This is a genomic window from Peribacillus sp. NPDC055009 (assembly GCF_053608705.1).
The window spans coordinates 321,555-336,108 of sequence record NZ_JBSGVZ010000003.1 but is presented as its reverse complement, the minus strand read 5'-3'; the positions used below and the strand labels follow the sequence as shown (position 1 = coordinate 336,108).

General features: G+C 41.4%; 13 protein-coding genes. 12 read left to right on the top strand and 1 reads right to left on the bottom strand.

Annotated features, from left to right (window positions below; genetic code table 11):
- The first annotated feature begins 161 nt into the window (after nucleotides 1–161).
- From ACWF5P_RS07835 to ACWF5P_RS07825, 3 genes are all read left to right on the top strand, one after another.
- Nucleotides 162–1,709 (top strand): carbon-nitrogen hydrolase family protein, encoded by a 1,548-nt coding sequence (locus tag ACWF5P_RS07835; RefSeq protein WP_137018058.1) that lies wholly within the window; start codon nucleotides 162–164, stop codon nucleotides 1,707–1,709.
- 150 nt (nucleotides 1,710–1,859) lie between these two features.
- Complete coding sequence (locus ACWF5P_RS07830) at nucleotides 1,860–3,590, top strand: phospho-sugar mutase (RefSeq protein WP_434168713.1); 1,731 nt, start codon at nucleotides 1,860–1,862, stop codon at nucleotides 3,588–3,590.
- A gap of 163 nt (nucleotides 3,591–3,753) precedes the next feature.
- Nucleotides 3,754–4,281, top strand: a complete 528-nt coding sequence (locus ACWF5P_RS07825) for an NAD(P)H-dependent oxidoreductase (protein ID WP_434168714.1) — start codon at nucleotides 3,754–3,756, stop codon at nucleotides 4,279–4,281.
- A 131-nt stretch (nucleotides 4,282–4,412) separates the two neighbouring features.
- Here ACWF5P_RS07825 and ACWF5P_RS07820 read toward each other — a convergent pair whose 3' ends face one another.
- Nucleotides 4,413–4,655, bottom strand: coding sequence for a YhdB family protein (locus ACWF5P_RS07820; protein ID WP_048689737.1), 243 nt, complete (start codon nucleotides 4,653–4,655; stop codon nucleotides 4,413–4,415).
- 132 nt (nucleotides 4,656–4,787) lie between these two features.
- Here ACWF5P_RS07820 and ACWF5P_RS07815 point away from each other — a divergent pair, with 132 nt between their 5' ends.
- From ACWF5P_RS07815 to ACWF5P_RS07775, 9 genes are all read left to right on the top strand, one after another.
- Nucleotides 4,788–5,756 (top strand): M14 family zinc carboxypeptidase, encoded by a 969-nt coding sequence (locus tag ACWF5P_RS07815; RefSeq protein WP_434168716.1) that lies wholly within the window; start codon nucleotides 4,788–4,790, stop codon nucleotides 5,754–5,756.
- Nucleotides 5,757–5,804: 48 nt separating this feature from the next.
- On the top strand, nucleotides 5,805–6,125 hold the full coding sequence (locus tag ACWF5P_RS07810; protein ID WP_101224319.1) for a DUF3889 domain-containing protein: 321 nt from the start codon (nucleotides 5,805–5,807) through the stop codon (nucleotides 6,123–6,125).
- Nucleotides 6,126–6,363: 238 nt separating this feature from the next.
- The gene (locus tag ACWF5P_RS07805; protein ID WP_434168717.1) at nucleotides 6,364–7,245 is read left to right on the top strand and encodes an SPASM domain-containing protein; all 882 of its coding nucleotides are present in this window, start codon (nucleotides 6,364–6,366) and stop codon (nucleotides 7,243–7,245) included.
- Nucleotides 7,246–7,712: 467 nt separating this feature from the next.
- On the top strand, nucleotides 7,713–8,555 hold the full coding sequence (locus tag ACWF5P_RS07800; protein ID WP_434168718.1) for an SIS domain-containing protein: 843 nt from the start codon (nucleotides 7,713–7,715) through the stop codon (nucleotides 8,553–8,555).
- 63 nt (nucleotides 8,556–8,618) lie between these two features.
- A complete protein-coding gene (locus ACWF5P_RS07795) occupies nucleotides 8,619–9,773 on the top strand; it encodes a M20 peptidase aminoacylase family protein (protein ID WP_434168719.1) in 1,155 nt (384 codons plus the stop codon).
- On the top strand, nucleotides 9,766–10,560 hold the full coding sequence (locus ACWF5P_RS07790; RefSeq protein WP_452444761.1) for a GNAT family N-acetyltransferase: 795 nt from the start codon (nucleotides 9,766–9,768) through the stop codon (nucleotides 10,558–10,560). The genes ACWF5P_RS07795 and ACWF5P_RS07790 overlap by 8 nt, the downstream gene beginning before the upstream one ends.
- 13 nt (nucleotides 10,561–10,573) lie before the next feature.
- Nucleotides 10,574–11,686 (top strand): o-succinylbenzoate synthase, encoded by a 1,113-nt coding sequence (gene menC, locus ACWF5P_RS07785; RefSeq protein ID WP_434168721.1) that lies wholly within the window; start codon nucleotides 10,574–10,576, stop codon nucleotides 11,684–11,686.
- Between the two features lie 151 nt (nucleotides 11,687–11,837).
- Nucleotides 11,838–12,917: a YkvI family membrane protein gene (locus ACWF5P_RS07780; RefSeq protein WP_434168722.1), complete on the top strand. Its 1,080-nt coding sequence runs from the start codon at nucleotides 11,838–11,840 to the stop codon at nucleotides 12,915–12,917.
- Nucleotides 12,918–13,079: 162 nt separating this feature from the next.
- Nucleotides 13,080–14,495 (top strand): SpoVR family protein, encoded by a 1,416-nt coding sequence (locus tag ACWF5P_RS07775; protein ID WP_101224313.1) that lies wholly within the window; start codon nucleotides 13,080–13,082, stop codon nucleotides 14,493–14,495.
- Nucleotides 14,496–14,554 lie beyond the last annotated feature (59 nt).

Sequence of the window (14,554 nt, the reverse complement as noted above, 5' to 3'; positions counted from 1 at the left end):
ATGAAAAGTATAGTATGTAAGGACCGCGTATGTAAAATATATATTCTTTTAACGGACATTCAGAATGTTTTTATTTGTAATCCATGGGTAGGTTCAGTTGTTTTAATTTTTGAATAAGGGGTATAATTCTTATGGAAGAGATTAAAGGAGTCTGAGGAAAAATGCCCAATTTGGACCTGCATAAATATGAAAAAATAATGGAAATACGTAATATGAGGCTAGGAGACATAGATGAAATAATTGCTTTGCAGTCGAGTTGCTTTCCTGGAATGGTTCCCTGGAAGCGAGATCAGCTTGAGAGCCATCTGGCGATTTTTCCAGAAGGACAGTTTGTGGCTGAATATGATGGAAAAGTGATTGGCTCATGTTCCAGTCTCATTATTAATTTTGACGAATATGATGACCGCCATACATGGGATGATGTAACCGATAATGGGTACATCACGAATCATAATCCAGACGGTTATAATTTATATGGAATCGAGGTCATGGTCCATCCTGAATTCCGCAGGATGAAAATTGGCCAAAGATTATATGATTCAAGGAAAGAGCTTGTTGCCCATTTGAATTTAAAAAGCATCATTATCGGGGGAAGGATCCCCAATTACCATAAACATGCGGAGGAACTATTACCAAGGGAATATGTGAAAGAAGTGCAATTGCATAAAATATATGATCCGGTTCTTTCATTCCAGCTTTTAAATGGGTTCACGCTTATGAGGATCAATCCGAATTACTTGCCTGATGATCTGCAATCGAATAAGTATGCTACTCTCATGGAGTGGAATAACGTCGATTATCAGCCGAAAACAAAACGTTATTATAAAACATCAGAGCCGGTACGTATCTGCGTCGTGCAATACATGCTGCGTAAAATCGATTCATTCGAAGATTTCGCTAACCAAGTCGAATATTTCACCGATGTTGCTTCGGATGCTAATGCGGATTTCGCCGTGTTCCCGGAATTGTTCACCACCCAGCTGATGTCTTTCTTGAATGAAAGATCACCAAGCTTGGCTGTCCGGAAACTGTCGGATTTCACGGAGCAATACATTGAATTGTTTACCACTTTAGCTGTAAGGTATAACGTCAATATCATCGGCGGTTCCCACTTCGTTAAAGAAGATGATGACAATATCTATAATATCGCTTATTTATTCCGTCGCGATGGGACGATTGAAAAGCAATATAAAATTCATATCACACCGAATGAAAGAAAATGGTGGGGTATTAACGCAGGTGACCGCGTTCGTGTCTTTGATACGGATTGTGGAAAAATTGCGATACAAATTTGTTATGATATTGAGTTTCCGGAACTCGCCCGGATTGCTACCGACATGGGAGCCAAAATCATATTCACTCCATTTTGTACAGAAGACAGGCAAGGCTATCTGCGAGTTCGTTATTGTGCCCAGGCCCGTGCAGTCGAAAACCAAATCTATACTGTCATTTCCGGAACGGTCGGAAATCTTCCGCAAACGGAAAATATGGATATCCAATATGCCCAATCGGGAATCTTCTCTCCATCGGATTTCGAATTTGCGCGTGACGGCATAGTCGGGGAAACCAGCCCGAACCTTGAGATGGTCCTGATTGGCGATGTCGATTTGGAAATCTTAAGGCGGGAGCGTCAGTCTGGTACTGTAAAGCAATTGAAAGATCGCCGCCATGATATTTACCATCTGCATTACAAAGATGGCCAAAAATAAAGAGGTATACGAGCTCGTGATGTGAAGAATGCTGGATTCGGTTCTTTTCATTACGAGCTTCATTTATTGGAATAAATGTGATAATTTTGTATATGTAAGGTAGATACATAATAATTACAAATATGAGGCGTTTGGGAGGAGATGTTGGAGATGGATTGGAAATCTTTATACACCACTTGGGCAGGGTACCAGAATTTAAATGGGGAATTACGTGTCCTCCTTGAGGAAATGCAGCGGGATGAAGCACAACTCGAAGATGCCTTTTATAAAAATTTAGAGTTTGGAACAGGCGGAATGCGTGGGGAAATCGGAGCGGGAACGAACCGGATGAATGTTTATACGGTAAGGAAGGCAACGGTTGGGTTGGCTCAATATATCTCTTCGTTTGGGGAAGAAGCGAAAGGAAGAGGGGCTGTGATCGCTTATGATTCAAGACATAAGTCCCCGGAATTTGCACTGGAAGCAGCTAAGACCTTGGCAACATTTGGGGTGAAAGCTTATTTATTCGATGAATTGCGTCCAACTCCAGAATTGTCCTTTGCGGTTCGAGAGCTGAATGCTTTTGCTGGCATCGTCATCACGGCAAGCCACAATCCGCCTGAATATAATGGTTACAAGGTTTATGGGTCAGATGGGGCACAATTGCCACCGGATGCGGCGGATCAAGTGATCAGCTACGTGAATGCCATTGAAAACGAGCTTGAAATTCAGGTTGAAGAAGCTGAAGTCCTTAAACTGCAGGGCCTCATCGAAATGGTTGGGGAGGAAGTGGATGCAGCGTATAATCGCGCGTTGCTTACAGTTCCAGAGAACCCGCAGCTTGCCGAGGAAATAGATGTGTCAATCGTCTTTACGCCGCTTCATGGAACGGCAAATAAATCCGTCAGGCGGGCACTGCAAAGCTTAGGATATCAAAATTTGCATATCGTTAAGGAGCAGGAAATGCCAGATCCGGATTTTTCGACAGTTCAGTCTCCAAACCCGGAGGAACCTGCTGCATTTGAAATGGCCATCGAGCTTGGTAACAAGGTGGAAGCGGATCTATTGATAGCAACGGACCCGGATGCCGACCGGCTTGGAATTGCCGTGAGAGACGAGATGGGCCAATATGTTGTCCTGACTGGTAATCAAACAGGTGCCCTTTTCCTGGATTATTTACTGTCCCAGAAAAAAGAAAAAGGGAAGATTCCTCAAAATGGAGTCATCTTGAAAACGATCGTCACTTCAGAAATCGGGCGTACGATTGCCGAGTCATATGGCTTGAAGACGGTTGATGTACTTACCGGGTTTAAGTTCATTGCCGAGAAAATAAATCAGTATCATGAAAGCGGGGAAAGCAGCTTTTTGTTCGGATATGAAGAAAGCTACGGTTATCTGATTAAAGACTTTGCACGTGATAAGGATGCCATTCAAGCTGCGGTGCTTGCTGTCGAGGTCTGTGCCCATTATAAAAAGCAGGGATTGACCTTATATGAAGGGTTGCTGAATGTGTTTGAAAAGTACGGCTTTTACTTGGAAGGTTTGCGTTCATTGACTTTGAAGGGCATTGAGGGAGCGAAACAGATTCAAGGAATATTGAATCAATTCCGTCAAAATCCTCCTTCCCAAATAGCTGGCATTCCGGTAGTCGTTGAAGAAGATTACCAAAGCAGCAAGAAGCGTACATTACTTTCAAATGATGAAGAATTGATCGAGCTTCCGAAATCAAATGTATTGAAGTATTTCCTTGAGGATGGTACATGGGTTTGCCTGCGTCCTTCAGGCACTGAACCGAAAATTAAATTCTATTTCGGTGTCCAAGGTAAATCAATGCAAGAAGCTGAGTCCAAGTTATCGGGAGTCATGGAAGATTTCATGAGCAAGATTGAAGCATTGGTTTAAATGTATGAAAGCTAAACGAAAGACTTCTTCAGGTCTTTCGTTTTTTTTTTTTGATTTTTAGTTGCATGAAAAATCAAAATTCTAGGAAATTCCGTTGCGGTTTTGGTATACTGTATTGGCGACTGATCTCGGAAAACATCGGGGAATAATGGAGGTTTAATTCATGAAATTAGTAATCATTAATGGTTCACCACGTAAACAAGGGCGTACGGGGATTGCCTCACGCTACATATCCAAGAAATACGGAGCGGAACTTATTGATTTAAGCAATAGCGAAATCCCTTTATATTCAGGTGAAGGTGAACAATATCAACTGGAAGTTATTCAAGGACTTCGGAAAAGCATCGAGGAAGCTGATGGCGTAATTCTGACAACTCCGGAGTATCATGGTTCCATGAGCGGAGCCTTGAAAAATGCCTTGGATTTTCTAAGCAGCGAACAATTCACGCATAAACCAGTCGCTCTATTGGCTGTTTCCGGCGGAGGAAAAGGCGGGATCAATGCCTTGAATTCCGTGAGGACAGTGGGTCGAAGCCTTTATGCAAATGTGATCGCCAAACAATTGGTTCTGGATCCGCATTGCTTCGATTACGAAAATGATGGTTTATTTGAAGAATCTGCAGTACTTGTAGAAGGTATGATTGAAGAGCTTAAAATGTATGCAACGGCATATGCTACAATCAAAAAATGATGAAATGAGGGTCAGGTATTTACATACCTGACCCTTCCTTGTTTTTATAGGGTTTCACCAGCCAAAGTTATATCCCCGAAAATCGATCCTCTTGTATAATTTTTCCCGTTTTGCAAAAACTATAGTTGATTTTAGCTTGGAAGTTCACTTAAATAATCACTTGTTTTTTCTGCCGCATGATCCAGATAACGAAGCAGTGCATACAGCTGGGATTGAACGATTTGATAATCATGCTCAAACCTGTAAGCGTGCAGAAAATGTTCTATTTTTTTTGAAAGAAAGTGATCTTTCGTTCGAACCATCAATACTAACAAGCTGTCCCAATCAGAACGATGCGTGTGAAACAATGCCTGATCATAATCAGCAATCCTCATGTTCTTCTCCCCCTTATTAAGGAGCTATTTGTATTTTGTTCAGATATGACAGAACATTTCCTTACAATAAGTGGCGATGTATTTGGAACGCGGTTGTTGCTTTTTACCTGAATAAAAATAAAAGGTGAGTACATGAGAAAAATAATGGTAATTGGAATACTGGTGCTTCTTTTTTTCCCTGAACCATCGCTGGCGGCAAAAGTGTATTCCCCAGAACAGATGGAAATGGATCTGCAAGGAATCCAAAAGCAGTATGAATTGGACGTTCAAATTATCGGACAAACTGAAAAGGGGAAAAATATAAAGGCAGTCAGGTTAGGAAAAGGAAAAAGATCGATTTTGCTGGTGGGATCACATCATGGACGGGAATGGCTCAGCTCCAAACTTTTAATGCGCATGCTTGAAGAATATGCAGCCGCATATCGAGTGGGCAAACCTGTTGGAGAATATCGGACGGAATCATTGGATGAGGTGAGCATCTGGTTCATCCCGATGCTGAATCCAGATGGCGTCAGCATCCAGCAAGGAGATTTATCCAACTTAAATGTTCTTGAAAAGGCTGCGGTATGGAAAATGAATCGATATAGCAGGAATTGGTCCCGGTGGAAAGCCAACGCTAATGGCATTGATTTAAATAGGCAGTATCCGGCTGGATGGAAAGAAGTCATGAGTCATGAAACAAAACCGACGTATCAATTTTATAAGGGCCGACAACCACTTGAAGCAGCTGAAGCTATAGCGCTTACGGATTTCACGAAAAAGATCGATCCCCTTATTGCCGTTTCCTATCATACCTCAGGACGGGAAATCTTTTGGCATTACAATAATAAACGGAAAAATATGGCGAGGGATTATGGCATTGCGAAAAAGACTGCCGAATTGACTGGATATGAACTGACCTTTCCGGACAAAGAAGCGGTAGGAAGCGGATATACGGATTGGTTCATAACTGAATTCCGCCGCCCGGGAATGACGATTGAACTTAGTTATTTAGTGGATGAAACCAATCCGCCATTGACTGTGTTTCCTGAGGAGTGGGAGAGGAATCGATTAGTTGGAATCATGCTTGTAAAAGAAGCAAAGCAGCTGCATAACAACTGAACAATTTTACATAATAATACTAACCGGAAAGTATGAGGAGGAAAGATTTTGAAGAAAGTCATCGTGATGCTAATGGGTATTTTTTTGATTATGCAAGCAGGGGCCATTTCAGCACAAGCCCAAAAACCCGATTACGAAAAATACGGAAAGATTGCGATTACAATAGTTCAGGCAGATTATCCTGAAGTTGAGATTACCGATTACGAATATAAGGGCAGAAAAACAGTAGCGAAAAATCTAGTCGAAGACGATTTCAAATTTTTGGTCGAGAATAAAGGTCAGAAGTTCAATGTCATCGTGACTGTACAACATGATTTGAAAAATGAAAAATTACTTAGTTTGAAGGTCACGGAACAAAAAGGAAAGTGAGATCGGAACAACCGGAAAACTTAAGGGATGCATTACAGAACATCTTCACCTCGAGAAGATGTTTTTTTCTGATTTTGTTTAAGGTTGTCCGGGAAATGGTGGATTTCGGATTAGCTGCCAGTGGGGAATGATGGCAGCCGTTCAGCTTCCATGAAGTTTTCATTGCATTTATGAGCAGCTAACAAGTATAGTTAGTATCAGAATGAAACAATAAGCTTGATTGTAGGGGTATTAGAAAATGAGAAAGTTTAAGAAAGTTTATGTGGAAATTACGAATATATGTAATTTGAAGTGTAATTTTTGTCCAAGCTCCAGTCTGCAAAGGACCCTGAAATTCATGGATCCTGAAGGGTTTACGGATGTTATCAAGAAAATCAAACCACACACCGATCATATTTATTTTCATCTGATGGGTGAACCGTTTTTAAATAAAAATTTGGGTACATTCCTGGATATCAGTGCTGAAAATGACCTGAAGGTTAATATTACAACGAACGGTACTTTGATTCAAAAGGTCAAAGACAAGCTGCTCTCCAAAAAAGCCCTTCGGCAGGTGAATATTTCACTTCATAGCTTTGAGGCAAACGATACGAGCAATAGTCTTGACTCTTATGTCAGTAATATTGCCGATTTTATTAATGAAGCAAATGAAAAAAGCGAAGTGATTTGTGCCATTCGTTTATGGAATATGGATACGGATGAATTAAAAGCGAGTAATGGCCTGAACGATGATATTCTGAGCATGCTGGAGGAGAAGCTTTCATTGGACATTCGCTTATGTGAAGCTCTTCAGCAAAAGAATAATATAAAGTTGAGGGACAGGGTTTATATAAACATGGCCGAAAAATTCGAGTGGCCGGAATTGGACCGTGACATTATCGATGAAAATATTTTCTGCTATGCCCTTAGAGATCAATTAGGCATCTTGGTGGATGGTACAGTCGTACCTTGTTGCTTGGATAGTGAAGGCAAAATACCGCTGGGAAATATATTCGAAACATCACTTGAAGACATTTTAAATGGTGAACGGGCGAAAAATATGTATGATGGTTTTTCAAGAAGATGTGCAGTTGAAGAATTATGCAAACGATGTGGCTATGCAAAGCGTCATAAAAAATAAATGAAGGAAAACCACCAGTACATTTCGTGGTTTCAGACTGTAGACAAACTCGATGAAAACTCAGTTTGCCTACAGTTTTTTATTTTAAAATGTTCAGTTGATTTCAGAAATCCGCTCCCTTTCCGCCGACTGTCTTGGGCCGTTGACGCAGTTTATCGACCTAAACCACACCGTATTCGACCGTTGAGGCACAGTATTCGACCTACCCCGCACTGTATTCGGCCGTTTAAGTTCACCTCACTATTCGGACTATGAACCCCATTTTGCCGCCAAACTGAAACCACGGAGTCCATCTCCGTGGTTTTTTTGTGCTTGAAGCATTTCCTTCTTTTTTATTAAAAATTCAGAATATTATTGTTTTATTAAAAGTCCTGTGATAAAATACTCTCTATTATTGTTGAAGCGAAAACTTCATATTGTCATATAAAAAGTTTTGGATTCATATCTTGTTTCAGAGGGGATGTTTTATGGATTTACAGCAAAAAGTTAAAGAAGTATTCCCTGGTTTATCTACTGGTCAAAAAAAGGTAGCAAAATACTTGTTAGTGCATTCACATACATTTGCAGTCACTTCAGCTCAAAAGCTCGGAAAGGATATTGGGGTGAGTGAAACGACCATCATCCGCTTTTGCTATTCATTAGGGTTAAGTGGATATGCTGAGCTTCAAAAGCTTATTCGCAATCAGTTGATATACGAGAGCAGCAGTTTGAATGAATATCATTCTTCAAAACTTGAAGCCGCGAGTCAGCCAAACTTCATGGCTCAGGTGATGGGGCAGGATATCATCAGCATCGAAAAGACAATGAAAAATTTATCAAATGAAGATTTCTCCAAAACAGTCGATAAATTGGCGGCAGCTGACAATGTTTTAATATCCGGACACCGTTTATCATTTTCGGCAGCACATTGGTTAACCTTTACGCTTAGGCTTGTTAGGGAAGAGGTTCATTTATATCGCCCTGATACTGATGATATATTTTTACTGTTGGATAAAATGACTGAAAATTCCGTTTTTGTGGCCATTTCATTTCACCGCTATGTTAAAGAGACTGTGAAAATAACGGAAATGGCCAAAAAAGCGGGTGCATTTGTAATTGGGGTTACGGATTCCGAACTGGCTCCGATTGCTGAATACACTGACATTTTACTGCCCATTTCAACACCAAGGACTTCCACGATCGATACCGCACCGGTTTTATTCTCATTATTGAATAGTTTAGTAGCTGGTGTATCGATTAAGGACGAACAGGGTTTCAAAGAAAGAAAAGCTATATATGATGCGTTCAATCAAGACGATTATTTCTTTTGAGGTAAAACTTCCACCAGTTTGGGGAACAAGCCGATTAAACCGGGATACAAGGGGGAGACAGAAATGGATATCACACAATCTATCGAAAAATTAAGGCCGCGTATACTCGATATTTTTGACCATTTACACGCAAATCCTGAAACGAGTTGGAATGAAGTGAATACGACAGCTTTCATTTCAAATATTTTAACGGAGAATCAGTGTACGGTGAAAACATTCGAGGACTGTACAGGAGTGATTGGGGAAATCGGGGATGGGAATTTTACGGTCGGGTTACGATCGGATATCGATGCACTTTGGCAGGAGGTGCATGGCACGTTTCAAGCCAATCATTCGTGTGGACACGATGGTCATATGACCTTGGCACTTGGAGTATTCCTGGTATTGAGGGAAATGGACTTTCATCCTAGCGGGAAGCTGAAGTTCATTTTTCAACCTGCCGAAGAAAAAGGTACGGGCGCCTTGAAGATGATTGAAGAAAAGGTATTGGATGATGTCGATTTCCTTTATGGAGTGCACTTAAGGCCGGTTGAGGAAGTGAAGGATGGGCAAGCGGCGCCAGCCATTGTGCATGGAGCCGCTCAGTTTATTAAAGGTGAAATAGCGGGAACTGATGCGCATGGAGCCAGACCGCATCAAGGACAAAATGCCATCGAGATAGGAGCGGCATTCATCACTTTGTTAAATGGTATCCATCTCAATCCGTCGATCCCTTATTCCGTAAAAATGACGCAGTTTTTTGCTGGCGGCGAAAGTTCCAATATCATCCCGGGGAGAGCCACTTTTTCCTTGGATTTAAGGGCACAGGATAATGCAGTGATGGAAGAGCTCACCAAAAAGGTGGAAAAGGTTGCAGAATCTTTGGCCATTGTCCATGGAGTCGAAATGAAACTCGAACCGGGAACCTGTGTTGCTGCAGCAACCGTGAACGATCAAGCCCAGGAAATAATGTCTGAAGCGATAGCCGATACACTCGGGGAAAAAAATCTGGTAGCTCCTGTCATTACAACCGGGGGAGAGGATTTTCATTTTTATACGTTGAAAAGACCTGAACTCAAAGCGACGATGCTTGGATTGGGCTGTGATTTGGCACCAGGGCTCCATCATCCGAACATGACTTTCAACAAAGATGCTTTGTTATCGGGAATTGAAATCCTGGTCAAAGCCATCATACTGACTTTCGAGAAATATGGGGATGGGGGCCACTTACATGACTGATGAATTAATTGTTAAATCCCTATCCACATTAGAGGATTTACAAGAGGTGCAGCGACTGGAAGCCCTCGTATGGGGTATGGATTGCGTTCCCATCCATCAGACGATTACGGCAGTCAAAAACGGCGGGCTTGTTTTAGGCGGCTATATCAATGGCCAGTTAGTCGGGTTTCAATACAGTTTCCCGGGATTCAAAGACGGAAGGGTATATCTTTGTTCACATATGTTAGCCATCCATCCGGACCATCAAAAGAAGGGCTACGGCAGATTACTTAAACTTGCACAAAAAGAAGAAGCACTAAAAAAAGGCTACGACTTGATCACATGGACGTATGATCCATTGGAAAGTGTGAATGCAAACTTGAATATCGGTAAGCTAAAAGCTGTTTGCTCTACATATATGGAAGATTGTTATGGAAATATGAAGGATACCCTCAATGAAGGACTGTCCACAGATCGATTCATGGTGGAATGGAATATACGGCAGGAAGCAAAGGAAGAGACTCCGCTTCCTGATGAAGCCGTACACCTCGTAACGACAGCAATGAATGACCAAGGCTTTCCTTACATCAAGGATTATCATTTCGAAACCAATGCCGAGGTGATTGCCATACCCATTCCGACAGATATTCAACAAATCAAAAAAGCTGATCTTCGCCTTGCGATTGATTGGCGGTTAAAAACCGGTGAATTATTCAAAGCCTTTTTTGCCAAAGGATATGTTGCAGCCGGGATCGAACGGGAAAAAGGTAAAAACATTCAAAACTATTTATTAAAAATACAAGAATAAGAGGGGATTCGGGATGAAAATAACAGAAGTGCGTTTACGTCATTTAAATATGGATTTGGTAGCTCCCTTTACAACAAGCTTTGGAACGTTTGTGGATAAGGAGTTCATTCTTGTGGAAGTGAAAAATGGAGAAGGGCTTTCGGGCTGGGCTGAATCTGTGGCGTTTTCAGCACCTTGGTATAACGAAGAAACCATAAAAACCAATTGGACCATGCTGGAGGATTTCCTGATTCCGCTTGTATTGGATAAAGAAATAGAGCATCCTCGTGATGTATCGGATATGTTCTCGCATATTCGTAAAAATAATATGGCAAAATCGGCAATCGAGGGAGCCATCTGGGATTTATATGCGAAAGAAAAGAATATTCCATTAAGTATGGCTTTAGGCGGAAAACTGGAAAAAATCGATGTTGGAATCAGCATCGGCATCCAAAAAACGGTATCTGAATTACTGGCGAAGATAGAAGCTGGATTGAGGGATGGGTATAAAAGAATCAAAATTAAAATACAACCAGGATGGGATGTAGATGTAATAAGGGAAGTACGAAATCGTTATCCTGATGTTCCGATCATGGCAGATGCAAACTCCGCTTACCGGCTGAAAGACATCGAATTACTGAAACAACTTGATCAATTTGATTTAATGATGATCGAGCAGCCCTTGTCATCAGATGATATTGTCGATCATGCCACATTACAAGCGGAAATCAAAACACCGATTTGCTTGGATGAAAGTATACATTCCGTCGAAGATGCAAGAAAAGCCCTTGAATTGGGAAGCTGTAAAATCATTAATATTAAGATCGGCAGGGTTGGCGGTTTAACGGAAGCAATGAAAATACATGAATTATGTAAAGAAAGGAACGTACCGGTTTGGTGTGGAGGCATGTTGGAATCTGGTGTCGGGCGTGCTCATAATATCGCTTTGACAACACTTGATAACTTCACGATGCCTGGTGATACGGCAGCATCCGCGAATTATTGGCACAAAGACATCATCCAACCAGAGGTTACAGTGGAAGATGGTGTCATAACCGTCCCAAAGGCGGCAGGCATTGGCTATGAAGTCGATTATGCTGCGATCGATGAATTCACTTCCTATAGTAAAAGATATCCTAATAAATAAGAGTAAGAATAAAAGAACTCCCGGCTTCATGGACATCGGCCCGTTAACTTGAAGCTGGGAGGCTATTAAAGAACAGGATCATGATGAAGGGGAAGATATTTCTTTTAACTTAAATTGTCAGAATAATCATATAATTAGGGTGGTATTTGATATGAAAAATAGTATAAATCTTGCAGGAGCATATATTGGAATCATCATTGGAGCAGGTTTCGCTTCAGGACAAGAAGTATTACAGTTCTTCACGAGTTTTGGAATCTACAGTGTATTGGGAATTGTGGTGGCGACAGCTTTATTCGCGTTTTTAGGCATGCAAGTTACCCAGCTGGGGAGCACTCTCCAAACACGCTCCCATAAAAGCATCATCGATCATATTTGTGGCCGCTATATAGGCAGGGTGGTCGATATTATCATCACATTTTTCTTGTTTGGCGTTACAGTCATCATGATTGCCGGTTCCGGAACGATTTTTGAGGAACAATTCGGGATTCCAAGCATTGTCGGTGCAATCGTCATGACGGTGCTCACGATTGGTACGCTTTTACTTAATGTTAATAAAATAATGTCCATCATTAGTGCCGTCACACCGTTTTTATTTGTTATCATGATCATTATTTCAGGTTATTCATTTTTTACATCCGATCTAAGTTTCAATCAAATCATTTCATCTTCAAGTAAAGGAACGGCTGCAACCGGGAATTGGATGATGGGTTCATTACTTTATGTTTCATATAATATGACTGCCGGAATAGCCATGCTAGCCGTAATGGGAGGGACCTTCAAGAATAAGAAAGTGGCTGGTATGGGAGGAATTCTAGGAGGGATCGGTTTAGGGATCCTGCTATTCTTGATCAATTTGGGGATGATGTCCGACTTGAAGGGCATAGAAGGCTCAGGAATGCCTACCCTTCATTTAGCGAATCAGATTTCTCCATGGTTGGGATATATCCTATCAATCATCCTTTTAGGAATGATTTATAATACCGCTGTCGGGATGCTGTATGCGTTCACCGCCAGGTTGGTACCTGCCGAAACGAAACGCTTTAAAATATCCGTGATTATAGTCGGCATCCTCGCTTTCCTTGCAAGTTTCGTTGGCTTTATTAAATTGGTTGGGACGGTATACCCTGTCACAGGATACTTAGGTTTTGTCATCATTGCAGCGCTCATCATTTCCTGGATCCGTTCAAGAACGAAAAAAGAGGCTGTGAATACGGAATTCGCGAAATTTTAATTTCAAAGGGATTAAGTGCAGAACTGCACGAAACTTTTGGCCTGACATCTTCTATATGGAGGTGTTTTTTTTCTGTTATCGAGGACCTTTCTCATGATCACGGCATTTTTCCTCCTTTTTTTCATACATTAGTTTAAAGGCGAAAGACAAGGGGGATATCGGATGAATGAAGCGGAGCAAAAGGCTCTGGAATATGCCATTAGTGAAATTACCGAAATAGCAACAGGGTTCGGGTTGGATTTTTACCCGATGCGTTATGAAATTTGCCCTTCAGAAATCATTTATACATTTGGTGCCTATGGGATGCCTACCCGTTTTTCTCATTGGAGCTTTGGGAAGCAATTTCATAAAATGAAGCTGCAGTACGACTTTGGATTAAGTAAGATCTATGAACTGGTCATTAACTCTGATCCTTGTTACGCTTTTCTGCTGGACTCCAATTCACTTGTACAAAATAAATTGATTGTTGCCCACGTTTTGGCGCATTGTGATTTCTTTAAGAATAATATACGTTTCAATAATACTAAGAGAGATATGGTAGAAAGTATGTCGGCAACGGCAGAAAGAATCCGTGAATATGAAATCCTGCATGGCAAAAAGGAAGTGGAAACCTTCCTTGATGCACTTTTAGCCATTGAAGAACATATCGATCCGTCGCTGATGAGACCAAAGCTTGCCTGGACGATGGAGGATGAGGAAGAAGAAGAGGAAATAAAACCGACAGCCACACAATATGATGATTTATGGGACCTTGATAATAAGGATAAACCGAAGAAATCCAACATTAAAAAAAGAAAAAAATTCCCGCCTAGGCCTGAAAAGGATATTATGCTTTTCATAGAACAGTACAGCAGGGATTTAACCGATTGGCAACGGGATATCATGACGATGATCAGGGAAGAGATGCTGTATTTCTGGCCGCAGCTGGAAACGAAAATCATGAACGAAGGCTGGGCATCCTACTGGCATCAGCGCATAATCCGTGAATTGGATCTATCCTCAGGGGAAGCCATTGAATTCGCGAAACTGAACGCAGGGGTCGTTCAGCCATCACGGACCAGTATCAATCCTTATTATCTCGGCTTGAAAGTGCTTGAAGATATTGAAGAACGCTATGATAATCCAACCGAAGAAATGATCAGGCTGGGCGTCAAGCCTGGATCTGGCCGGGAAAAGATGTTCGAAGTCAGGGAAATCGAATCTGATATTTCCTTTCTCCGCAATTATTTGACGAAAGATCTGGTCATGCGGGAGGATATGTACTTATTCCAAAAGCAGGGCAAGGATTATAAAATCGTCGATAAGGCATGGGAACATGTTCGTGATCAACTCGTCAGTATGAGGGTTAACGGCGGTTTCCCCTATATCACAGTAAATGATGGGGACTTCATGCGCAATGGGGAACTTTATCTAAAGCATTGGTATGAAGATATTGAACTGGATCTGAAATATCTCGAAAAAGTCATGCCATATATCTATCAGCTCTGGGGCCGCCCCGTGCATATGGAATCAGTCATGGAAGGAAAAGAAGTCCTGTTTTCCTATGATGGAAAAGGTATTCATCGGAAATATTTATAAAGCTGAAAAAAACTGCCGGTCACTCGGCAGTTTTCTTGTTTCAAGCTCTATTATTCGTT

What these genes read in the sequence shown, in the direction of transcription:
- ACWF5P_RS07790 (WP_452444761.1), top strand. Translation starts at nt 9,766, where the DNA reads ATGACTGATGAATTAATTGTTAAATCCCTATCCACATTAGAGGATTTA.
- ACWF5P_RS07830 (WP_434168713.1), top strand. Translation starts at nt 1,860, where the DNA reads ATGGATTGGAAATCTTTATACACCACTTGGGCAGGGTACCAGAATTTA.
- ACWF5P_RS07835 (WP_137018058.1), top strand. Translation starts at nt 162, where the DNA reads ATGCCCAATTTGGACCTGCATAAATATGAAAAAATAATGGAAATACGT.
- ACWF5P_RS07820 (WP_048689737.1), bottom strand. Translation starts at nt 4,655, where the DNA reads ATGAGGATTGCTGATTATGATCAGGCATTGTTTCACACGCATCGTTCT.
- ACWF5P_RS07805 (WP_434168717.1), top strand. Translation starts at nt 6,364, where the DNA reads ATGAGAAAGTTTAAGAAAGTTTATGTGGAAATTACGAATATATGTAAT.
- ACWF5P_RS07815 (WP_434168716.1), top strand. Translation starts at nt 4,788, where the DNA reads ATGAGAAAAATAATGGTAATTGGAATACTGGTGCTTCTTTTTTTCCCT.
- ACWF5P_RS07795 (WP_434168719.1), top strand. Translation starts at nt 8,619, where the DNA reads ATGGATATCACACAATCTATCGAAAAATTAAGGCCGCGTATACTCGAT.
- ACWF5P_RS07780 (WP_434168722.1), top strand. Translation starts at nt 11,838, where the DNA reads ATGAAAAATAGTATAAATCTTGCAGGAGCATATATTGGAATCATCATT.
- ACWF5P_RS07825 (WP_434168714.1), top strand. Translation starts at nt 3,754, where the DNA reads ATGAAATTAGTAATCATTAATGGTTCACCACGTAAACAAGGGCGTACG.
- menC (WP_434168721.1), top strand. Translation starts at nt 10,574, where the DNA reads ATGAAAATAACAGAAGTGCGTTTACGTCATTTAAATATGGATTTGGTA.
- ACWF5P_RS07800 (WP_434168718.1), top strand. Translation starts at nt 7,713, where the DNA reads ATGGATTTACAGCAAAAAGTTAAAGAAGTATTCCCTGGTTTATCTACT.
- ACWF5P_RS07775 (WP_101224313.1), top strand. Translation starts at nt 13,080, where the DNA reads ATGAATGAAGCGGAGCAAAAGGCTCTGGAATATGCCATTAGTGAAATT.